General features: G+C 64.4%; 14 protein-coding genes. 3 read left to right on the forward strand and 11 right to left on the reverse strand.

The features are described from left to right. Nucleotides 1-58: 58 nt before the first annotated feature. Both KF785_04030 and KF785_04035 read right to left on the reverse strand, forming a co-directional pair. Complete coding sequence (locus KF785_04030) at nt 59-472, reverse strand: redoxin domain-containing protein (protein ID MBX3145913.1); 414 nt, start codon at nt 470-472, stop codon at nt 59-61. A gap of 45 nt (nt 473-517) precedes the next feature. Continuing rightward, nucleotides 518-1,123, reverse strand: coding sequence for a superoxide dismutase (locus tag KF785_04035; protein ID MBX3145914.1), 606 nt, complete (start codon nt 1,121-1,123; stop codon nt 518-520). Between the two features lie 417 nt (nt 1,124-1,540). Here KF785_04035 and KF785_04040 point away from each other — a divergent pair, with 417 nt between their 5' ends. After that, entirely contained in the window at nt 1,541-3,379 is a 1,839-nt protein-coding gene (locus tag KF785_04040) for a CocE/NonD family hydrolase (GenBank protein ID MBX3145915.1), read from the forward strand. Here KF785_04040 and KF785_04045 read toward each other — a convergent pair. The 9 genes from KF785_04045 to KF785_04085 form a co-directional block, all read right to left on the reverse strand. Beyond that, nucleotides 3,351-5,438, reverse strand: a complete 2,088-nt coding sequence (locus KF785_04045; protein MBX3145916.1) for an acylase — start codon at nt 5,436-5,438, stop codon at nt 3,351-3,353. The two genes, KF785_04040 and KF785_04045, sit on opposite strands and share 29 nt — an antisense overlap. Then, complete coding sequence (locus tag KF785_04050) at nt 5,435-7,051, reverse strand: long-chain fatty acid--CoA ligase (GenBank protein ID MBX3145917.1); 1,617 nt, start codon at nt 7,049-7,051, stop codon at nt 5,435-5,437. Before KF785_04050 ends, KF785_04045 begins: the two co-directional genes overlap by 4 nt. Nucleotides 7,052-7,276: 225 nt before the next feature. Then, nucleotides 7,277-8,566 carry a RagB/SusD family nutrient uptake outer membrane protein gene (locus tag KF785_04055; GenBank protein MBX3145918.1) on the reverse strand — a complete coding sequence of 430 codons (1,290 nt, stop codon included), beginning with the start codon at nt 8,564-8,566 and terminating at the stop codon, nt 7,277-7,279. Between the two features lie 17 nt (nt 8,567-8,583). Further along, complete coding sequence (locus KF785_04060; GenBank protein ID MBX3145919.1) at nt 8,584-11,613, reverse strand: SusC/RagA family TonB-linked outer membrane protein; 3,030 nt, start codon at nt 11,611-11,613, stop codon at nt 8,584-8,586. Nucleotides 11,614-12,159: 546 nt separating this feature from the next. Continuing rightward, nucleotides 12,160-13,437, reverse strand: a complete 1,278-nt coding sequence (locus KF785_04065; protein MBX3145920.1) for an amidohydrolase family protein — start codon at nt 13,435-13,437, stop codon at nt 12,160-12,162. A gap of 2 nt (nt 13,438-13,439) precedes the next feature. Then, on the reverse strand, nt 13,440-14,654 hold the full coding sequence (locus KF785_04070; GenBank protein MBX3145921.1) for an amidohydrolase family protein: 1,215 nt from the start codon (nt 14,652-14,654) through the stop codon (nt 13,440-13,442). Between the two features lie 66 nt (nt 14,655-14,720). After that, nucleotides 14,721-15,872 (reverse strand): ArgE/DapE family deacylase, encoded by a 1,152-nt coding sequence (locus KF785_04075; protein ID MBX3145922.1) that lies wholly within the window; start codon nt 15,870-15,872, stop codon nt 14,721-14,723. A 71-nt stretch (nt 15,873-15,943) separates the two neighbouring features. After that, a complete protein-coding gene (locus tag KF785_04080) occupies nt 15,944-17,278 on the reverse strand; it encodes a hypothetical protein (protein ID MBX3145923.1) in 1,335 nt (444 codons plus the stop codon). A gap of 30 nt (nt 17,279-17,308) precedes the next feature. Then, nucleotides 17,309-20,341: a SusC/RagA family TonB-linked outer membrane protein gene (locus tag KF785_04085; GenBank protein MBX3145924.1), complete on the reverse strand. Its 3,033-nt coding sequence runs from the start codon at nt 20,339-20,341 to the stop codon at nt 17,309-17,311. Between the two features lie 522 nt (nt 20,342-20,863). Between KF785_04085 and KF785_04090 the strand changes: the two genes are divergently transcribed. Together KF785_04090 and KF785_04095 are read left to right on the forward strand one after the other, a co-directional pair. Then, complete coding sequence (locus KF785_04090) at nt 20,864-21,649, forward strand: SDR family oxidoreductase (protein MBX3145925.1); 786 nt, start codon at nt 20,864-20,866, stop codon at nt 21,647-21,649. A 23-nt stretch (nt 21,650-21,672) separates the two neighbouring features. Further along, entirely contained in the window at nt 21,673-23,118 is a 1,446-nt protein-coding gene (locus tag KF785_04095) for an aldehyde dehydrogenase (GenBank protein MBX3145926.1), read from the forward strand.

A 23,118-nucleotide genomic window follows, 5' to 3' on the forward strand; every position in this document is an offset into this window, starting at 1 on the left:
GCCTGGTCGAGCGCCAGCTCGGGGGACTCGATCCCCGGATAGTGTCGGGCTGCTCCGCTCAGTTGAGCGCCTTGATCTGTTCGAGCAAGGCCGCGTTGTCCCGCCGCTGGCCCGACTCGACCTCCTCGTGAGTCCAGCGGACGACACCAGCCCGGTCGATCAGGACGTAGGCACGCTTGCTGAGGAACTTGTCTTCGAGCAGCGTACCGTACGTCCGACAGACCTCGCGTTTGAAATCGCTCAGCAGTTCGATCCGGATCCGTTCCTTGGCCTTGAACTCCTTGAGGGTCGGAACCGAATCGACGCTGATCGGCAAGACCACCGTTCCCGTGTCGCGGAACCGATCGTAGTCCTCGGAAAAGGCGCACATCTCGGCTGTACAAACGCGCGTGAAGGCAAGCGGAAAGAACGCGAGCAGCACGTTGCTGCCACGGTACGCCGCAAGCGACACCTCACCTCCGGTCGAGGCCAACGTAAAATCGGGAGCCTCTGTTCCCACCGCAGGCAGCGGCATGGGTCAGGCGGCCCCGAATCGGTTGCCCACGATGGTCCAGTTGACCGTGTTCCACCAGGCGCCCAGATAGTCCGCGCGGCGGTTCTGGTACTTGAGGTAGTACGCGTGCTCCCAGACGTCACAGCCGAGAATGGCCTTCTTGCCCTCCATGACCGGCGAATCCTGGTTTGGTGTGCTTTCGATTGCCACCCCGGATCCGGATTGCACCAGCCAGGCCCAGCCGCTGCCGAACCGACCCATCCCGGCCTTCTGAAACTGCTCCTTGAACGATGCGAAGCTGCCGAATGCCGCGTTGATCGCCGCACCGAGCGCACCGCCCGGCTCGGCCGCCCCACCGGGCGTCATGATTTCCCAGAACAGGGTGTGGTTGTAGTGCCCGCCGCCGTTGTTGCGCACCGCGGTCCGGACCGCCTCCGGCACCTGGGACAGATCCGCAATCAGCGCATCGATCGACAGCTTGTCGAGCTCGGGATAATCCTTGAGCGCCGCATTCAGGTTGTTGACGTACGCGTCATGATGCTTGCCGTGATGAATCCGCATCGTCTGCTCGTCGATGTGCGGCTCGAGCGCGTTGTAGGCGTAGGGAAGCGGGGGTAACGTGTGGGGCATGCGATCCCTCCCGTCGAGAGATGGAAGCTTGTGCTTGGTGAACAGACCTGATGAGGAGGCAAAAATGGCCGCCCCGACTGAGAGAAGCAACGGACGTCGCTGCATGGTCGACCTTCCGTCCATTGGGTTCGATCCCGAGGGCTCCGAAACGCAAGCCACCGGAACGAGGTGCCCGCGACGGGCCGTCCCGCCTGATCATGGGGAGACGAGATGACGTCGTCACAGCAACACTGCTTTCGCCATGGCGGCTGGTACTGACGCCGCGGCACCGACGAATCAGGAGTCGGCTACTTTCAATTCTAGTCGATTGTGACCCCGGGCAGAACCGCCCGATCCCTGCGGTGGCGCCCTGCGTCGCGCTTGACGGAAGAAACACAACGAACGTTATTTTCATTGTCCGCTCCCCGGGAACGTGTCATGCGTCGCTTTTGCCCGCCGTACCGCCAGTCCACGATACCCTCTCGCCCGGGCCGGGCACTCGCGGCAATGGCCGCCGTGCTGCTCCTGGCTACGCCAGCCCTTGCCCAGACGCAGCCCGAGCCGCTGGCAAGCTGCCGAGCCCCGGCCAGCACCAGCGATTCTGTGACGAGAACGTCACGCTATGTCGCCATGCCAGACGGTGTCCGACTTGCCGTCGATGTCTACCTGCCAGCCCGGGTCGGAGGGCCTCTGCCGGCCGTGCTGGTCAGCACCCGGTACTGGCGGGCAGCCCAGGGTCAACCGATCGGCGCGATGGAGCGATTCTGGATATCGCGGGGCTATGCCTACGTCTATGCCGACGTGCGCGGAACCGGGGCGTCGTTCGGGCAATGGTACTATCCCTGGTCGCCGACGGAGGTCAACGATCTCCATCACCTCGTCGGCTGGATCGCGGCACAACCGTGGTCGAATGGCACCGTCGGATCGGTCGGCACCTCCTATACCGGAAACACCGCGCTGCTCACCGCTGTCGGGAATCACCCCGCCCTCAAGGCGGTGATTCCCCGCTTCATGGACTTCGACGCCTACGCCGACCTGACCTTTCCGGGTGGCGTCGTCAATGAGATGATGATTCGCGATTGGGGTGCGGCAGTCCATGCCATGGACATGAACCAGGTACCTCGGGCCCCGCAGGGTGTTCGGCCGGTCGACGGCGACTCGGCAGCTGCGCTGCTCGCGGCCGCGATCGAGGATCACCGCGGCAACCCGCGCCTCGATTCGTCATTGACCGAGACCCGGTTCCGCGACGAGCCGGTTGCCGGCTTCGGAGGCGCCACCCTCGACGGCGCGTCGAGCTTCTTGTACCGGCAGGCCATCGAACGCGCCGGCACGCCAATCTTTGCCTGGGCCAGCTGGCTCGATGCCGGCACCGCGCAAGGAGCGCTCAACCGCTTCATGACCTGGTCCAATCCTCAGTTGCTCGTGATCGGGCCCTGGAGTCACGGCGGCGGCCATCACACCAGCCCCTTCCTGCCGGACTCGGCTGCCACGACTCCCTCCTCCGCGACCCAGAATGAGCAGGCGGCTTGTTTCTTTGACCGACATATGAAGGCCGGCGGCAGTCCCTATCGGGGCAAGACGCTGATCTACTACACCTTGGGTGAGGAGGTCTGGAAGCGCGCCGACCGCTGGCCCCTTCCCGGCACTTCGAACCGGCGGCTCTACCTGAGCGGCGAGGGGTCGCTGGCCGACCGGCGTCCCTCGAGAGGAACCGACAGGTATGAGGTGGACTTCGAGGTGAGTACTGGTCGGCAGAATCGCTGGTATACCCAACTAGGCGGCAGCGACGTCGTCTACCAGGAACGATCGAGCCAGGATGCGCGGATGCTGACGTATACCAGCGCTCCGCTCTTGCAGGATCTCGAGGTGACCGGGCATCCCGTCATCACGCTTCGCGTCGCTTCGACCGCAACCGACGGCAATCTCTTCGCCTATCTGGAGGATGTCGCCCCCGACGGCCGATCGACCTACATCACAGAAGGCCAGCTGCGCTTGCTGCACCGAAAAGTGAGCAGGGATCCGGCGCCCTACCGTACGACCTACCCTTACCGAAGCTTCGCGGCCCAGGATGCCGCCCCGCTCGTTCCAGGCCAGGCCGAAACGGTGACATTCCAGTTACTGCCAACCTCGGTGCTGTTCCGCGCCGGCCACCGGATCCGGATAGCCATTGCCGGCGCCGATCGCGATACGTTTCAGCGAACCCCGGCCACCGGCAGCGCGACGTTAACCGTTCACCGGGGCGCCTCGTTCATCGACCTCCCGACCGTGCCGAGGTAGCGGGAGGCAATTCCTCCCGCAGGTCGAGATTGGCTTCGATCTCTCGGCGATCACGCCAGGCGTCGCGCATGCCCTTCGCAGCGAAAAGCTCGAGCTGATCGCCGATGTACTTCGAGCCGGGCTGGGTGGCATTGCCATAGGCCAGCAGGACCTTGGCCCGCACCGGCCGGCCAAGCTCAACCGCCTGGTAGTAGGTATCGCCGCCAACAATCCGATACTTCCCGTCCGTATCGGGAATGTAGTTGGCAACCCGAAAGAGTCCGCCGTCGTCGCCGCCGTTACCGGGGAGGTCCTTCCCGCCGTAGCGGAGCCGCATAACCTCTCCATACGGCACCTCGTGCGAACCGTAGGCGCGTTCGACCTCCGCAGCCGCCGTCCGGAGCGCCGCAACTGCGTCTGCGGGACGAGCCAGCCCGGCGGGCGTGCTCAATGCCGAGTCGGCCTGCCAGGGCCTGGCAAAGGCGGGGCCACCGCGAGTCCAGTGGTGGACCCACGCAAGGAACAGAACCGCGCCACGACTCTCGGCGTCGACGGTGCGGTCCCACTTGGCAAGCACTCGCGCCGCGCGCTGGGCAACCTCATCTCCCCCTTCCGCAGCCCGCACCAGCTCGTCGAGCACGCGATCGGCCAGCAGAACCCGGGTCGAGTGCTTGGCAGCAACCAGCTCATCGAGGGTAAAGCTCGAATCGGCAAGTTGCAGCAGTGCCGACTGCTGCGCTCGGAGCCCCATCCCCCGAGGCGACAGATACGCAGGATACTGCTCCGGATCGAAGGCCATCGGCCAGGTAACCGTCCAGGGCGGGTCGTTAGCGTTCTGCAGCCACCCGGTCGCGGGATTGCGAAGGTGCGGCAGCTCGTCATAGCCAAGATGGTCGTCCCAGATTAGTGCGGAGCTGTCGCCAGGCACGGGGCTTCGCCAGTACGTGAAGTCGCCGTGCGGGCGACGCGGTGTCTTGCCACCGAAGAAGTACAGGATGGTTCCGTCCTGCCCGGCGGCCATGACATTGAAGAACGGGACGTTGATCCGGCGAATGATGGACTCGAAGTCCGCGCTGTTCCGAGCCCCCCCCATATCCCACCACTGCGCCAGGGCACCGGGATCATCGAGGCCGGCCACGCGAACGGCCAGGGTAGACTCCGTGTCCTCGCTGATGAGTGGCCCGTGAACCGTGGACCGAATGACCAGCGTATCGGTTCGCATCGAACCGTCCGAGGCTTTCACGTGCAGCAACTCGGTCCGTGACGTGAACTCGCGCTCGACGCCATCGAGGAGGTAGCCCTGCCCCTGCTTGATGATACGGTAGACGTCGGCTCCGTCCTGGGTATTGACCGTGTGCGACCAGGCAACGAAGTCGTTGAACCCGATGGCAATGACCGGACTGCCGATCAGGCTCACTCCGTAGAGATTGCGACTCGGGGTGGCCTGATGCGCTTCGAAGAAGAGGAAGAAATCACTCCAAGGGAGATGCGGATTGCCGAGCAGCAGGGCGTTGCCGCTTGCCGAGCGCTCGGGAGCAACCGCCCACATGTTGGACGCCGGCGTCGCCGTCAGCCTGGTTGCCGGAACGTCGACCTGGCCGGAGACCATGAACCGGAAGTGGACCACCAGCTGGCCGTGTGCGATCGCATCCTGGGCGGTAACAGGAAGAACGGCCTTCACACTGTCTACAATCCGTTCCGGATAGCGCTCGGCGTACTGATTGACTCCGTCGGCAAAGGCGTCGAGATTGGCCCGGAAGGCCGGGGCCATCGCGTCGTACCATTCCGCGGCCCGCCTCGGTACACCCACCGTGCGGACAAAACGGTCCTTGGACAGATTGGCTTCACCCCAGTACTCCGCGGCACGACCCCGCGCCTCGCCGTAGAGTTTGAGCAGCAGATCCCCATGCGCAGCTGCCTGAGCGTAGCCGAACCCGCGAAAGGCCTCGGCATCGTTGGCCGCGTAGATGTGTGGAACACCCCAGCGATCCCAGAGAATTTCCGTCGTTGCGGGGTCCGCCTTGCCGCACCCCGTCAGCGCAAGAATCCCCGCCAGGCCCAGCAGCAGCCGACCGGTCATGATGGCTCCGTCCATTGGTAATCCCGGAACTGATCCCGCAACACCTTCTTGTCAAACTTGCCGACACTGGTCTTGGGCACCGCGTCGACGAACACGACATCATTGGGCAGCCACCAGGTGGCAAATCGATCCTTGATCGACGCGATGATATCACCCGCGGTCAGCTGGGCACCTGGACGCAGCACCACGCATGCGAGCGGCCGCTCGGTCCACTTCGGATGCGCCACGCCGATGACCGCCGCTTCCTGCACCTGGGGATGCTGCATGATCGCATTCTCGAGGTCGACACTCGAGATCCACTCGCCCCCGCTTTTGACCACGTCCTTGGTCCGATCAACCAGCTTGAGGTAGCCATCCTGATCGATGGTCGCGACGTCTCCCGTGCGAAACCAGCCGTCGTGGAAGCACTCGGCGTTGCGCGGGTCGTTGTAGTAGGCACTGATCACCCAGGGCCCGCGAACTTCCAGCTCGCCGAACGCCACCCCGTCGTGCGGCAGGGCCTGTCCGTCGCTGTCGACGATCCGGACCTCGACGAAGGGAGCAGGCCGCCCCTGCTTCAGGCGAACCTCCAGCTGCTCAGCCGGCGACCACGCGGCCATATGCGGCAACAGACGGCACATACTTCCAAGGGGTGCGGTTTCGGTCATGCCCCAGGCATGACTGATCCAGACGCCGAAGTCCCGATGGAATCCCTCCATCAGCGAGGGAGGACAGGCCGCGCCACCCACCACGATCGTTCGCAGACTCGAGACGTCGTACTCCCCTCTGTTGGCGCGCAGGTACTGATACAGGCCCGCGATGATGGTCGGAACGCCGCCCACGAAGGTGACCCGCTCATTCTGAATCAGGTCGGCGAGATCGGCGGGCTGCATGAAGGGGCCAGGCCAGACCATCCTGGTTCCGGTCATCACACCGGCATAGGGCAACCCCCACGCGTTGGCGTGAAAGAGCGGAACGATGGCAAGGATGGTGTCACCGGAGGCGATCCCCATCATATCTGCGGCCACCTCCGTGAGGGTGTGCAGCACGACCGCCCGATGCGAGTAGACCACGGCCTTCGGGTTGCCCGTGGTTCCCGAGGTATAGCACATCCCCAGGGCATCGTTCTCGTGAATCTCGGGGTACCCGACGGCAGGAGAGGCCGACCGGAGCAACTCCTCGTAGTCGAGACCCTGGGCCGGATCGACGGGGCGCCCGTCATCGGGAAAAACGATGACGTGCTCCACGGTGGTCAGGTGCGGACGGATCTTCTCGAAAAGCGGCAGCAGCGAGGCATCGACGCAGACGACTTTGTCGCCCGCATGGTTTGCGATGTAGATCAGCTGATCAGGAAAGAGGCGGATGTTGAGGGTGTGAATCACCGCGCCCATGCAGGGGGCGGCAAAGTAGACCTCGAAGTGGCGGTAGGAGTTCCAGGCAAAGGTGGCAACCCGGTCGCCCTTCTGCACTCCAAGCGAGGTCAACGCCGTGCGCAAGCGATCGACCCGATCGACGTAGTCGCGATAGGTGTACCGATGCAGGCCCGCCGGGGTCTTGCTGATGATTTCCTGCCGACCGTGAAACTGCCGCGCTCGATCGAGGAAGGTCGTGATGGTCAGGGGCCAATCCATCATCAAGCCGTTCATACGTTGCCCCAGCGAGGTGCGAAGTTTCGGGGGTGCCGCCACCGGTCCCGCTGATGGCGCAGACGGAATGTGAGACTTTGCGAGTATGCTGTCTCGCCGGGTCTCCGGCAAGTCACACGGGGTCGAACCGGCCGCGAAGCCAAGGGTCGGAACGCAGAGGAGCCGACCAAGGCCGGCTCCCCGCGCACTACCCTGATTGTCCAACGCTGCAGGTCAGCCGCCTGCGGCGATCCGCTCGCTGGTCGGCAACGGGAAGCAACGCCACGGGCCATAGGGCGCGCCGATCTGATCGTTGCCGGTCTTCCAGGCAATGTTGAAGCGAATCAGGTCGTTGAACCGGTGTCCGCCCTCCATGAAGAACTCCCGGTTGCGCTCGCTGATGATGAGGGCCCGAATCGACGCCTCATCGACGCCGCCCGTGTAGGTCGGGAGCGAGAGCTGGGTACGGCGGGCATTGACGATGTCGGCTGCCTGCTGCCCACCGAGCGCCTCCGCCCGAATCAGCTGGGCTTCGATGTAGCTCGCCAGCCGCATCGGCGCCGCACGTGAGAGGTTCTTGTTGTTGACCACGTACAGTGGGGTGACGCCGTCGAAGGCCGTCGGCAACATGCCAATGTCTGGACCGAACCGAACGTCGACGCGTGTATCCTTGACGCCACCGACCTGCAGGTTGCGATAGGCCGGGTCTACGGAGCCATGACGCAGCTCCGTCAATCCCCAGTAGGCGTCATTGTAGCGCGAGGTCGCGTCCGCGCTGCGAGTGACGTTGAACTCGAATCCTGCCGTGACCGCCGCTGCGTCGGCGGCCGCACCTGCGTTATTGCCGAGCCTGATTCGGACTCGGGCGCGTCCGACCCGGGCAAGGTTCGCGAGTTCCGCACCTGCGGCTCCCGGCAGCGCGGTGGCCGCGGTGAGCGCCGCGTTGAACTTCGTCTCCGCGATTGCGAGGACTTGGGCCGGCGTCAGGATGCTGGTGCCCTGGTCGATACGCATGGCGCAGAATCCCTCGCCCAGCAACGTATAGCTGTACGCACCAAGAACCATGGTGCGGACCCGATGGGGCGCCAGATCGATACCGGCCTGTTCATTGGTCCAGCCGTTCAGACGTGCAAGGATGTCTTCCGACTGGAAGCGAGCCGTGTGCAGCGGGGTGTACGCTCCAAAGACGGTCGTACACGCGGCTCGCTCGTTGACGGGATCACCCTCCGGGATGTTCTTGGTACCCCACTGTTTTGCTGAGGCGTTGCCCGAAGCTCCGAGGTACTCGTCGGAGAAGATGGAGGCCGACGCAACGTACTGACTGAAGGCGCACTCGAAGTCGGCTACGACGCTGGCTCCGAGCACCGCGGCGTTGCTGGCGTCGTCGAGCAACACCGTTGGGATACGGCCGGGCAGCTCCGCATCCAGGAGACTGTCACATCCCGCGGCGCCGAGCACGATCGCCATCATACCAGCCGTGGCGATCAGACGACGGGTCCGGGATTTTCTGATCAGATTAGTCATGATGCACATGTTCCTTTTCAGAACGAAAGCCGGACGGTGGCAAGGAAGCTGGTGTACTGCGGCCAGGACTCCTGATTGAAGGCGATGAACAGGTCACCCGTGTTCCGCTTCACCTCAGGATCGACCACTTTCCCGCCGAAGGTTCCCCGCTGCGCGCGCCAGAGCGTCGCCAGGTTGGAACCGGTCAGGGTCACCGAGCCGCCGGCAGCGCCGAGCAGCCCCGCTACACTCCGCGGCATGTCATAGGTCAGAGACACGTTGCGAAGCTTGCCGAAGCCGCCCTTCATCATCCCCGTGGCAAAGTTCTGCGACGCCAGCGGGCCGGTCTGGTAGGCCACCAGGATCGGGTCCGTCCGCTGGGCACCGGCGAGCGAGTTGAAGAAGAAGATGTGTGAAGCCGCGAGATTGCCGTCCAGGTACATCTGACCGCTCTGGAACTCGGCAATACCCACCAGCCGGAACCGACGCCACTGGACATCCGCGCTGATCGAGGACAGCAAGGTCGGCGTCGACGGGCCCCAGTACAGGTTGGGCGCCGTGGCACACGGAACTGCCGAGCCGTCGCCGTTGCCGAAATTGGTGCCGCCCTCGCACAACACGTTGATGGCCTGACCGGCAGCGTTCAACTCGGCCGAGATCGGCTTCTTGTAGAACTGCCCACCGATCGGGAAGCCGGACACATGATAGGTCCCGAGCTGGGCATTCTGCACCAGCGGCACCGCCTGGCCCAGGTCATCGATCTTGTTGGTATTCTTGGCGATCGAGCCGCGCAGGTTGAGCTTGAATTCCCGTCCATTGATGAGCGAACCGTCAACGGCAACCTCGACGCCCTTGTTGCTGAACTGACCGACATTGATGAACTGGTTACCCGGGAAGCCGCCGGACGGCGACACCGGCGCAGACAGAATGCCGTCCGTCGTCACCTTGTTGTAGTAGGTGAACTCGAGGCTCATCCGATCGCTGAGCAAGCTGGCGTCGAATCCGGCCTCGATCTCGCGGCTGACTTCCGGCTTGAGATCCGGATTGCCGACGTTGAGCGGCGTCACCGTCGGATTGCCGCCGGCGCCGACCGACGGGCCGTAGGTCTGTACCGCTGCAAACACGTCCGGCTGCTGCCCGGCCTTGCCCCAGGCGCCGCGCAGCTTGAGGGTGGACAGGAACGACGAGTTCGCGAAGAACGGCTCTTCCGAGATCACCCAGGACAGGCTGACCTTGGGATAAACCACGAAGTCGAAGTTGGTACCGAAGGAGCTGTTGTCGTCACCGCGAACCGCGCCCGTGATGAACAAGCGGTTTTTCCAGGAGAGCTGCTCCTGGACGTAGACGCCGAGCGTCTTGTTCTCGAAGTTGAACTGCGGGTTCTCAAACCCTTCACGGACGCCGCCGCCACTGACGGTGTTGACGCCGACGACAGGGAAATTCTGACCGTTGGCCTGAATCTGCTCGTATCGCTTGGTGTAGTACTGCACACCTGCCGAGGTCTGAGTGACGAGGTTGGCACCGACGGATACCGTGGCGTTGGCCGAGTAGTCGGCCGTAATGAAAGCGCTGCGGTCGAGCCGTTCCTGCTTGATACCGCCCGGCTGACCGAACTTGGCGCTGCCGCGCGGGAAATAGACGGACGACGGGTTGTTGGTGAAATCGCCGCCGATGACCAGCCGATGGTTGAGCCAGCTGACCGGACGATGGTTGAGCGTGAGGCCCATGCGGCTACGGTCGACTTCGTCGTATCCCTCGAGCGGGTCGAAGTCTTCCGGAAGCACACCGGCCAGCCATGCCCGACCAGGCTCATTCGGAGCCAGGCCCGATCCAGCGCGGCACGAGTTGCTCGGGCAGCCCCAGACGAGGTAGGTCGTCACCGGCTGAGTCGCCGAAGCCGAGCGAACCTTGGAGCGGGTAAAGCCGATGTTCAGGTCGGCTTTGAAGGTTTCGCCTGATGAGTAGCTCAGGTTGCCGACACCGTTGAGCTTGTTCATCCAGTTGTAGCTGACGATGCCCTCGTTGCGATCATACGACCCGCTGAAGAAGTACCGGACGGCGTCTGAGCCGCCGGAAACTGACATCGTCCCGCCCAGGGCCTGGCCCGTCGAAAACGGGCTGCCGAAACCACGGGCTATGTCGTTCTCGATCAGGTTGACGTACTGGATCTGATTCGCCGCATCCCGATACCAGACTCCCTCGTAGACCTTCTCGGGACTCGGCAGCCAGTTGGCGCCGCCACGACCCTCGACGCTCCACGCGGCGCGGCCGGACGAGCCACGCTTGGTGATGATCTGGATCACGCCGTTGGAGGCTTCCGTACCATAGAGCGTGGCTGCCGACGGCCCCTTGAGCACCTGGATCGACTCGATGTCGTTCGGGTCGATATCGTTGATTCGGGTCGGCTTGTCCGCGCCCCAGAACCCGAGGCTGGTCGATCCCGACCGGTTGTCGGCCCGAACGCCATCGATGAAGATGATCGGTTCCGAAGCCAAGCTGAGCGAGCCGACGCCCCGGATTCGCGTGGCGGCGCCGGTTCCGAGCTGGCCGCTGGCACGCTGAATCTGCAGACCGGGGATCGCCACCGACAGCGCCTCCTGAATCCGCTGGGTCGGCGCGGCCAACTGCGTTGCCGCGAGGTCCAGCTGGCCGACCGCGTTGCCGAGCGACCGCTTCTGGGTTTCGGCGGCCGCGCCGGTCACGACGACCTCGTCGAGTCGGAGCGCCGTCTCGACCAGTGCCAGCGCGACGTCGGTCGCGCCGACCCGAACCGTTTGGGTCAGCGGCTGGTACCCGATTCGAGTTACCGTCACTTCGACACTGGCCCCGGAAAGACCGGACAGCGTGAAGCGACCGGCGGCGTTGGTCCGAGCCGAACCACTCGCCGCGCGAACCAGCGCTTCAGCGAGTGGTCGTCCCGACTTTGCATCCGTCACCGTTCCTGAAACAGCATTGGACTGCGCCGTGAGTGCAGCAGGCTGCCAGGAAACAAGCGCAACCAACGCCGCACCGAGCATCATCCGCCGCGGCAACCCGCGACACGACGCTCCAAACGAGCTGAAGAGCATGAGCACCACCCTCCCGAATTGTGACGAACTGAAACGACCGCTGGATCAACTTGCTGAGACTGCCACTGCCTCCACCACACACAACACCGCAATCCGTCCGCTGGCCATCAGTCCAAGTACACGGTGGGTACCATACCCTGGACTGGACCATCCGCTTGCGATGCCGGAGTCCGATTCAAAAGCGATACTGAAACTGAAAACCTGTTCCTGGCCCGCTGAGTTCTCAAGCTCGAAAGGTTCGGCCGTCGCCGGGGGGTCCTTCCGAGAATCGATCGATCATGCCAACAGCATGCAAACGATCGGTGACTTCACTTTGAGCAGGAGTCGATGCTGAGAGGTTGCATCGTCTGCATACAATCTTGTGCACATAGTGCTTTCAGGCAAGAGGGTCGCTGGCGTGTCCATTCGACTTTCGCCGCTGGCGAACAACCCCTGGTACGTCCACAACCACATGCCGTCAGATCGCAGGCACCGCGCCGAGGAAATGCTGCATGCGACACGACCCCCGGGCAGGCAAAACGCACCCCGGGGGCCCGATTTGACGAGCTACGGCTTCTCGTAAACGAGTTCGCCCCCAACATAGGCTTTGCGAACCCACGTCATCACACTGAGCGGCGGCCCATCGAGCAGGATAACATCAGCGTCCTTGCCGGCCTCGAGCGAGCCGACCCGATCGGCTACACCAAGGACCTCCGCTGGCGTGAGCGTCACACCGCGCAGCACCTGGGCCTCCGTGAGACCGTACCCGACCGCGATGCCGGCATCCATGAGCAACCACTTGCCGGTACCGGCCGGCGCCAGCGTCCCGAAGGCACGTGAGAAGGTGCCGAACGCCGTCGTGACACCCGCGGCGGTCAGCTTGGCAGCGAGCGCCTCGTCCGGCTCCGGGTAGTCCGTCTTGTCCGGAATCTCCTCATTGCTGACATACGGATGGGAGACCTGACCGAGCACCACCGGCACCTTGCGCGCCGCGAGCTCGGTCTTGACATCGAGCGCACCCGCCCCGCCGTCGATGACGACATCGATGCCAAACTCGTCCGCCAGCCGCAGCGCCGCACGAATGTCCGTCGGACTGTTGGCCTGGATTCGGGCCGGGATCTCCTTCCGGAGTAACCGACCCAGCGCTTCGAGACCGAGATCCTTGGGCAACGCGGGATTCCCCTCCTTGTTCCGCTGATACTCCTGGGCGCGCACCAGGATCTGCCGAATCATGGCGACTTGCGACATCCGGGTATACGGCGCCCGGTTCCGGGCCCGCGCCACCGTCTTGGGCGGCGTCCCGAGCGTCATGTCCATGGCCGCGGGCTCGCGCACGAGCAGGTCGCTGTGCAGCGCGGCAGCCGTCTTGACGACGGCTCCCTGCCCGCCAATGACCTGCGCATCGGCCGGTGCGATATACATGGTCGTCACACCACCCGAGAGCGCCTCCCGGTTCCTGAGCGGCTGCCGCTGCCCGGCCCCGAAGGTGCCGAAGGGATTGTATCCCTCCCAGGCCCGATTCTGCGGCGTCATGGGGTCGCCCATCTCGTTGAGATCGCCGCCGTCGAAACCAAGATTCGACATGGCGTCCACCAGCCCGGGCAGCACGTACTGACCCTTGGCATCGACGATCTGCGCACCGGACGGCACCGCGACATTCGCACCGACCGCCACGATCTTGCCGCGGTGTATCACCACCGTTCCATTCGGGATACTCGGACCGCTCACCGGCACGACGGTGCCGCCACGGATTGCAATCGGTCGTTCCTGTCCGTCGACTGACCCGGCAATCAGTGCGGTCGCAACGAGCGCGCCGCCCAGTACCTTCGCTGTGAAGGCGGTCATGGTTACTTGCCCTCCGTGCTGCGGTCGTAAATGACCCGACCGTCGCCGACGACGAGATCGACCCGCGATGCCGGCTCGTACCAGGGTCCGTTCATGATTACCAAGTCGGCATCCTTGCCGACCTCGAGGCTGCCGACCCGATCGCCGACCCGAGCAATCTCGGCCGCGTTGAGGGTCACCATCTTGAGGGCTTCATCTTCCGGAACACCGTACCGCATCACGATTGCCGCGCAGAGTCGCAGCCACTTCTGATTGATGACCGGGGCATCGGTGTGCATGGCCACCTTGACCCCCGCCTTCCAGAGATCGTAGATCCCGGCCAGCGCGTCGTCAGTCACGCCGATCCGCGGACCGAGCGGCAGCACGACGGCTGAAACATTCCGCTTGGCCAACTCAGGGGCCAGCTTGTACGCCTCGGTGGAATGGTGGAGCGTCAAGTCGAAGCCGAACTCGTCCTTGAGACGGAGAATGGTGGCAACATCGGTGGCCGAGTGGACATGCGACCGGACATATGTGGTCCGGTCGAGCACCAGTCCCATGCCCTCATACGCCAGATCTCGGGCGGGAGGATTGCCCTTGCGCCCTTCGTCGACCCACTTCTTCTGTCCTGCCAGGTACTCCTGGGTTCTGATCAGGTACTGCCGAAGATTGGCCGCGACCCCCATGCCTGTTCCGGGGTATCGGTCCCGACCCTTGGGGCCCATCGCGAACTTCATCCCGCCCTTTTCGAGCAGCATCCGCTTGGTCAGATCCTCGCCAAACGTTTTGATGACGACCGCCATGCCACTGACGTTCTCACCGCTGCCCGGCCCCGTCACAATCGTGGTGACCCCGCCCGACACCGCGTTGGCGAACTCCGGATCGGTCCAGTCGAGCACGTCGAGAAAGCGGTGCTGCGGTCCGATCAGAACCGGCGTATCGTTCAGATCAGAGACCTTAGCGCCAATGTGCGAATGATTGTCGATCATACCCGGCACGACCACCTTGCCGGACGCATCGATGATTCGCGCCCCGCTCGGCGCGGACACGTTGGTGCCGATCGCCACGATCTTGCCGTCGCGAATCAGCACGCTGCCATTCCGAATCGGGGCGCCGGCAGCCGTGTGAACCGTACCGCCGCGGACCAGAATCGTACCGCCCGCCTGCGCGGATGCCGGCACCGACGCCAGCGCGTGAACAGCCAGTCCCAGGACCAGCCAGCGAAATCGTCCCATCATCTCACCCTTGACCATGCTGTGTGCACTCTGCCTTCCTGTCAGTTGCCCCGCCTGTGCCTCGACGCCTCAACGGCAGTAGTCGACCGCCGTTGCCGCGAGGATCTCCGCCGTTCGATAGACCGACTCGAGATCGACCCACTCCTCGGCCGCATGAGCGCCATGCCCGGTCGGCCCGAAGATCACGGTGTCGACTCCGGCGGCAGCCAGCAGCGCCGAGTCCATCCACGGCGTGTCTCCAACTACGACTGGGGGGGCGCCGAGGATTCCGGCAGCTGCCCGCGACACGGCCTGCGCCACGGCCCCGTCGGCTGCGGCCTCGAAGGCATCGCGAGCAAAGAAGCAATTGACGTCGGCCGCGAAGCTCGGGTCGTCCGCCTTGAGTTCGTCGATCAAACTGGTAATCTCGGCCAGCGCAGAGCCTTCTGATTCGCCTGGCACGGTACGCCGCTCGATCTCGACCCGCGCCGACGCGGCGTAGGTGCTGAGGCCGGTCCCGCCCCGAAGGGTGGCGGCATGGAGTGACGGCGGCCCGACCAGCGGATGGGGCGGCCGGCTCCGCAACTCCGCCTCGAGCCGAGCCAGCTTGCCGAGGAAGCGACCCATCCGGAGGTTGGCGTCGATGCCCTCCTCGAACCGGCTGCCGTGCGCCGCACGACCATGAACCTCGACGGCGATCCAGAGGTAGCCCTTGTGCGCCACACACAGGCGCAGCGCGGTCGGCTCGGTCACGACGGCACCGTCCACCCGGATCCTCTTTGCCAGGTCCGCAGTGCCGCAACTGCCATACTCTTCATCGGCGACCGCCGCCACGACGACATCACCCCGGAGCGGGGTGCCACTATCCTTGAGCGCCTTGGCCGCGGTCATGCAGGCAGCCACTGCTCCCTTCATATCGAATGCCCCGCGGCCGAACAGTCTGCCGCCGTCGACCCGGGCACTGAACGGCTCGGCCATCTCGGCCACGTCGACCGTATCGATGTGGCCGTTGAGCATCAGGTGCTTGCCGCCGCCCGATCCGGCCAGCCTGCCGGTCACACTGACCCGCCCGGGTACAGGTTCGTGCAACTCGACCTGAAGGCCCACGTCGCGCAATCGGCCCGCAACGTACGCAGCAATCGGCCCTTCACCGACCGCTCCCGGAACCAGATTAGGATTGATAGAGTCGATCCGCACCAGATCGCGGAGCGTTTCGAGACACCAAGATCGATCGATCTGCATCTTCACGTCCTGAAAAGAGCACGGGAGCGGCGACTGAACCGTCGCCGCCCCCGAGTCCGAACCTCAGGTGATCAGGCCTGGTTGACCAGGCAGGAAGCCGCGCTGTAGTTCGGATTGTTCTCTTCCGTCTGCGGCACGATCAGCGTGGCCTGGGTCCCGCGAGTCAGGCCCTGCTTGTGGTACGCACCGGTCGGATAGACCGACTCGATGGACCGGCCGTACTGACGCACCAGACGACGGAGGTCGCCGAGACGGTGCGCGGTCAGATAGAACCAGAAACCGCGCTCGCGGAATGTCATGTTGATCCGGGCGGCTTCGGTGCCTGGATCCGTGAGCGGCGCAAGGCCGGCAACGGTGGCACGCGCATCGTTCAACTTCTGGAGCCACGTGGTCGGGTTGCCTGCCCGAAGCGCGGCTTCGGCCTCGATCAACCGCGCCTCGACGCCAGTCACCATGGCCACCGGCGAACCGATGGTCGGATACTTCGTCGTGACGACCATCGGCGTGACGCCGTCGTTGCGGGACGGCCCGGTCGACGTCACCGGCACCCGCGGATCATTGGCGCTGGCGAAGTCGAGCCCGTTGGTACCCTCGCGGTCCGGCACTGAATAGACGTCGTTCACGATGTTCTGCTGAACCTGATTGGTCTGCCGAGCGGGCGGCGCACCGTGAATGAACTCATACGAAAAGCTGGTCGGAACGCTGGCAACCGCCGCCGCGGCTGCGGCGGGCTGATTGAGATTGAGCAGCGCCCGGCCGCGCAGCACGGCCGTCAGATTCTGGACCCGGGCATTTCCGCCAGCGTTGGCCGCAGCCGACGTCAGGTGCGTGATGCTGCGGTTGAAGATCTCGGTCGTTGTCAGCGGGTTGCTCAGTTCGAGCGGGTCCCGGGTCGAGATCGGCGTACCTGAGCACCACAACTCACCGAGCATGATGTAGCTCAGGCCAGCCAGCGCGTACAGTTCCCCGGTGCGCGGGTCGTTCGCGGGCAGCGCGGCGGCCCCCTTCTCGAGCGCACTTCGCGCCCGTTGCAATCCCAGAAACGGGCCGCCCTGCGGCGCTGCGGCCGTGCCGACCTGTACCACCACGCTGTTGGTGTTGAGCACGCCACGAAGATCCCACTCCCGAACCGCCGGGGGTGTGCTCGCGTGCATCAACTCGTCAGTGAAGAGGCCGGAGAAAATCACAACACCGCTCGCCCCAGTCGTTGCTACGACCAGATCCGAGACTGCACCAGCGTAGACCGCGGCCAGGCCTTCTGGCGTCGTGAGCCGGTCCGGCGTGATCACGTCCGGAGTGTCCGGCTGCAAGATATCGTCCTTCGAGCAGCCGGTTGCCCCAACGGCGAGCACCATGGCGCAAGCCGTTGCGTGGTACCACCCGGCTGACTTTCTGATTCTCAACATATGTATGGTTTCCTTATGAGCCGGTGTCGGTCAGAACGTCAGGTTGACGCGCAGGATGCCGATGAGCGGCTGCGCCTGGGCGGAGAAGTTGTAATTGGCCGCATCGTTCGACTGCGTCACGTTCTCCGGATCCCAGCTGGTGAATCCGTACTTCTTGAGCCAGAGGTTGCGGCCCGTCAGCGTCACGTTGGCCGTCTTGGCGCCGATGGTGCGAGCCAGCGTGTTGGAAACGGTGTAGGTGACCGACGCCTCGCGGAGCCGGATGTGCTCGGCGTTCTGGGCGTAGGCGCCGAAGGCACGGGCGCCAGCCACAGCTGCAGCCTGCTCGGCCAGCGTGGCGTTCGGATCGTGCAGCTCGCGGCAGTTCACCTGGAAGGCGCACTGGAACAGACCGTTGACGTTGTGGCTGACAAAGCCGCCGCGGTAGTCGAGCTGCGCACCAATGCGCAGCCGGTTATTGAACAGCGCCACGCTGGTGTTGGCGGAAAGCGTCCGGGTCGGAACGGTCGAACCGTGGAACGTATCCGGACCGATGACGACCTCGGTCGGGTCAATGGCGCCGTCGTTGTTAGCGTCGCTCCAGCTCTCGAGTGAAGGCCACCAGAGACCAAACATCGGATACCCCGGCGTGTTCTTGAAGCCGAAGCCCGCGATCGGCGGAACGCCGTCGGCAAGTTCCACCAGCCGATTCTTGTTGCCGGCCGCCTCGAGCTGGAGATCCCAGGCAACGCTGCGCGAGTCGATCAAACGGGTGTTGACGGATACCTCGAGGCCCTTGTTGCTCACGATACCGACGTTCTCGAGCCGGACACCCACGTCGCCGAAGGAGAACGGCTGCGTGCGCAACACCATCGCGTCCGTGGTCTTCTTGTCGTAGAACGTGATCTCGAGGTTGAGGCGGCTGTCGAGCAAGCCGATATCGACACCCGTTTCGATTTCCCGTGAGCGCTCCGGCTTGAGAGCCGGATCGCCCAGGCCGCCCAGCGTGACGCCAGGCAGCGATGCCGCGCCAAAGATGCTGGCGGCAATCGGGCTCTGGTAGGTCAGGGCGTCGAGCGGACGCGGTGACTGGCCCGTCGCGCCGTAGGCGCCGCGGAAACGGACGCTGTTCAGGAATCCGCTGAGGCCCTCAAGAGCAACGAACGACGCGGAGACCTTGGGATAGGCCGCCGAACGGAACTCCGCGCCGAAGGCGCTGTTCTCGTCGACTCGCAGCGCACCGGTCAGAAAGAGACGGTCGTTCAGACCGAACTGCTGCTCGACGTAGGTTCCCAGCGTGATGACATCGTTGGTAGCCTCGGTCAGAGTCTTCTGCGCGCCGGCAGACAGCGAGATGATGCCGGGCGGCAGGATGTCGGCCTGCGCCAGCACGCCAAAGAGCTTATCGCGGTTGAACTGCGCGCCAACCGACGTCTTCGAGGCGATGCTGTTGGTCAGACGGAACTGGGCCGTCGCGTTCAGGTCGAGTGTGTAGCGGGTATCGATGTAGCGGTTGAACATCCGCTTGCCCTGGTTCTCAGTACCGCAAGTGAGACAGCCCTGTCCATTCAGGACGTTCTGCTCATCGACGTAGTTGAGGTAGTCGATGCCGAAGGTGCCCCGGGTCGAGAGCCAGGAGAGCGGCCGCCAGTTGACGGTCGCGGAGTTGATGAAGTGGTCGTTCTTCCGATACGACACTTCGCCGATCGAGTAGGCCGGGCGCGAGAACCCGTACCCGCCGGTGTTGGCAACGATGGCCGGGTTCGCGGAACCGAACAGCGCCGAGCCGATCATCGACTGGAAGTTGTCGCCGGTCTGGGGCAACCGGATGTTGTTGATGATCACACCGGACGAGAGCGAGACATCGAGATTGCTGCGAGGGCTCGCGTTCAAGTTGATCCGGAAGCTGTGCTTGTCGAAGGCGTTGGGGCGAAGCTGTTCGTTCGGAATATCGCTCCGGCTCGACAACTTACGAAGATTGACCACAAAGTCCTGCTCCACACCACCGAGCTTGAGTACGCCGGTTTCGCTTTCCCGCTCGGCCGAGACAAAGTAGCGCACTGCCTCGGACCCGCCGGATACGCTGGCACCCATCTGGTAGCGAGAGCCGGTTCCGAACGGCGTCGTCGCCGGGTCGTTGAGCAGGTCGAGCTCATGACGCTGCGCGACTGTGCAGAGGCCCTGCCGCTCCTGCCAGGTCAGGCAGTTGGCATTCGGGTTCGAGGCCGAGGCGTTGAAATAGACCTTGGGATAGGTATAGGTATCCTTCATGGCCCCGCCCTCGATCCAGGCGTTCCACTGCGGCGCCCCCGCGCGACCACGCTTGGTCGTGACACGAATCACGCCATTGGCGGCCTGAGTGCCGTACAACGTGGCCGCCGACGGGCCCTTCACGATCTCGATGCTCTCGATTTCTTCGGGATTGAGATCGTTGAGCTTGGACACCGTGGTGCCGCCGACGAAGGAACCGGCCGGCGCGTCGGCCGCGACCCGGATTCCGTCGATGTACAGCAGCGGATCGTTGGACAACGACACCGAGCTCAAACCGCGCACCCGGATACGGGCACCTGCGCCGCTGGTGCCGCTGCTCTGCAGCACGTTGACACCCGCGACGCGACCGCTCAGCACCTGAGACAGGTTCGTCGTCGGCGCCGTCTCGACCAGCTGGGCTGTTTGAATCTTGGAAACCGAGTTCCCGAGTTCGCGCGACTGCTGATCACCCGTGGCCGTGGTGACGATGTCTTCGAGCTGGAACGGAACGGCACGAAGGCCCCAGTCGAGGGTCTGCGCGTCGCCGCTGATCGTGACCGACCGAGTCTGTGAGGCATAGCCGACCAGGAAGACGCGCAAGGTGTGCGCACCAGCCGTCAGGCCGCGCAAGGTGTACTGACCCTGCTGGTTCGTGATAGCGAAGACCTGCTGGGTCGTCGCCTGGATCCGGGCACCAGACAGGGGCTGTCCGGTTGCCTCATCCGTTACCGTACCCGTAACGGATGACTGCTGCGCGAGGGCCGCGGATGGACCGGCGGCTCCTGCAAGCAGCAGCAAGAAGGTGCGGACCCATGAACGGACGGGAGCGCGCATAGACTTGCCTCGATGTTATGGGACTCTGTTGTCGTGGAACACTGGCCTGGCCTGCTGCGTACCGCCGACAGGGACATCGCTGATCCGAATCGTCCCTGCCGTTACATACCAAGACCCCCGGGGCGCGAACGCAACCGCGCCAGCAACACTGGAAGCCAACCCGTTGGGACGCCCAGCACCCCGAAAGAGCATGTTTTCTGAGTTCGGTTGTTGACCGCTGAAGTCAGCGCACGCCACAGCAACGAACGTACCGCGTTCGTCGCTCCCCCTATACTCAGGTACAATCAGTGCAATCCGAAAACAAATCGACGCCGTTCGTGTCAATAACACACAGTCCGAACGACACACGACGGGCGGCACAGCGAGGCCACCACGGCCAGAGTAGTTGACTGTTTTTGGATACAGTAATGGGATACAATTTTATAGATTATGGGATCCGTGCCTGATTCGCAAGGTCAAGTCGAAACGAGCTCGACCGAGCGACCGCAGGGAACCACGACCGTACCTCAACCCCGTTGCGCAATGGAACTTCTCGGAAAACGCGCGCTGGTCGCAGGCGCCAGTCAGGGCATCGGCCTCGCCTCCGCCGAGGCCCTTGCCGCCCACGGAGCCAGCGTCCTGCTCGTCGCCCGCGACCCGGCTCGGCTGAGCCAGGCTGCCGCCAGCCTGGCCCGCCCCAGCGCGGAACAGGGGCATGGCACGCTCGCCGCGGACTTTTTTGATCCCGAGGCCACACATGGGTCGGTCGTGGCGTGGATCGAGCAGCACGGGCCGATCGACATTCTGGTCAACAATGGAGGCGGCCCGCCCGGGGGGCCAATCGTGGATGCCACGCCCCAGGCCTTCCTGGCAGCGTTTCACAGCCACCTGCTGGTGAGCCATCGCCTGGTGCAGGCGGTGCTGCCCGGCATGAAGCGATCGGGATGGGGACGGATCGTCAACATCGTGTCCACCTCGGTGCGCCAGCCGATCAAAGGACTGGGCGTTTCGAACACGACGCGGGGCGCAGTCGCCAGCTGGGCAAAAACACTCGCTGGCGAAGTCGGACCGTTCGGGATCACCGTCAACAACGTGCTGCCGGGGGCCACCCGCACCGGACGGCTCGAGGCCATCGTGAAGGCCAAGGCCAGCGCCACCGGGCTGAGTGCCGAGGCCATCGAGGCCGAGATGGTGCAGGAGATTCCGCTCGGACGGGTCGGCACGCCAGCCGAGATCGCGGCCGCGGTCGCATTCCTGGCAAGTCCAGCCGCCAGCTACATTACCGGCGTGAGCCTGGCCGTCGACGGCGGGCGCACCACAGCGCTCTAGCCGGTCACGAAAGGCTGCCGAACGTGCGGACCCTGCAGAACTACATCGGCGGCGAGCTGGTCGCGCCGAACGCCGAACTATATGTCCCTAACGTCGATCCTGCGGCCGGCCACGCCATCGGGCGCGTACCGGACAGCGATGCCAGCGACATTGCCCATGCCGCGGCCGCTGCGAAGGCCGCGTTTCCCGGCTGGTCTCGCACCCCGGCGGCGGAGCGGGCCCGGTTGCTGCTCGCCATCGCGAATGGCATCGACGCTCGGCTCGAGGAGTTGGCGCAGGCCGAATCGATCGACACCGGCAAGCCGATCACGCTGGCGCGCGGGCTCGATATCCCGCGTGCGGCAGCCAACTTCCGCTTCTTTGCCACGGCCATTCTGCACCAGGCGTCCGAGAGCCATACGACCGACTACAGTGCCCTCAACTACACCTTGCGGCGCCCGCGCGGAGTGGCCGGGCTGATCTCGCCGTGGAACCTGCCGCTCTACCTGCTGTCATGGAAGATCGCTCCGGCCATCGCCACCGGTAACACGGCAGTGGCCAAACCTTCGGAGCTGACGCCGACGACGGCCACGATCCTGGCTGAGATCTGCTGTGAGGTCGGCCTGCCACCCGGTGTACTCAACATCGTACACGGGCTGGGCGCCAGCGCCGGCGCTGCGCTGGTGAGTCACCCCGACATCCGAACCATCTCGTTTACGGGCGGCACCACCACCGGAGCGGCAATTGCCCGAACGGCTGCCCCGATGTTCAAGAAATTGACCCTCGAGCTCGGTGGCAAAAACCCGACGCTCATCTTCGCCGACACCGACCTCGATCGTCACCTGCCTGCGATCGTCCGATCCGCGTTCGCGAATCAGGGAGAGATCTGCCTCTGCGGCTCGCGACTCCTGGTCGAGGCATCGATCTACCCGCAGTTCGTCGAGCGGTTCGCCGCTGCAGCCGCGGCGCTCCGGATCGGAGACCCGCTCGATCCGGCCACCGAGTTCGGGGCGCTGGTGAGCGCTGGTCATCGCGACAAAGTGGCGGGGTATATCGCGCTGGCCCGGGACGAGGGGGGCACGGTTGTCACGGGCGGCGCGGCGCCGACCGGCCTGCCCAGCCGCTGCCGCGACGGCTACTTCATCGCACCAACCGTCATTACGGGCCTCGGCATGGGCTGCCGCACCAATCAGGAAGAGATCTTCGGCCCGGTGGTGAGCATCACACCGTTCGGCAGCGACGACGAAGCGATCACGCTGGCCAATCAGTCGAGCTACGGCCTCGCGGCATCGGTCTGGACCGACAATCTCACCCGTGCGCACCGACTGGCCGAGGAGGTGCAATGCGGCACGATCTGGGTCAACACCTGGTTGCTGCGCGACCTGCGCGTCCCCTTCGGGGGCATGCGCCAGAGCGGCGTCGGGCGCGAGGGGGGCGACGAAGCGATCCGGTTCTTTACCGAACCCAAGAACGTCTGCATCAAACTGTAA

The organism is Gemmatimonadales bacterium, from assembly GCA_019637315.1.
Classification (GTDB): domain Bacteria; phylum Gemmatimonadota; class Gemmatimonadetes; order Gemmatimonadales; family GWC2-71-9; genus SHZU01.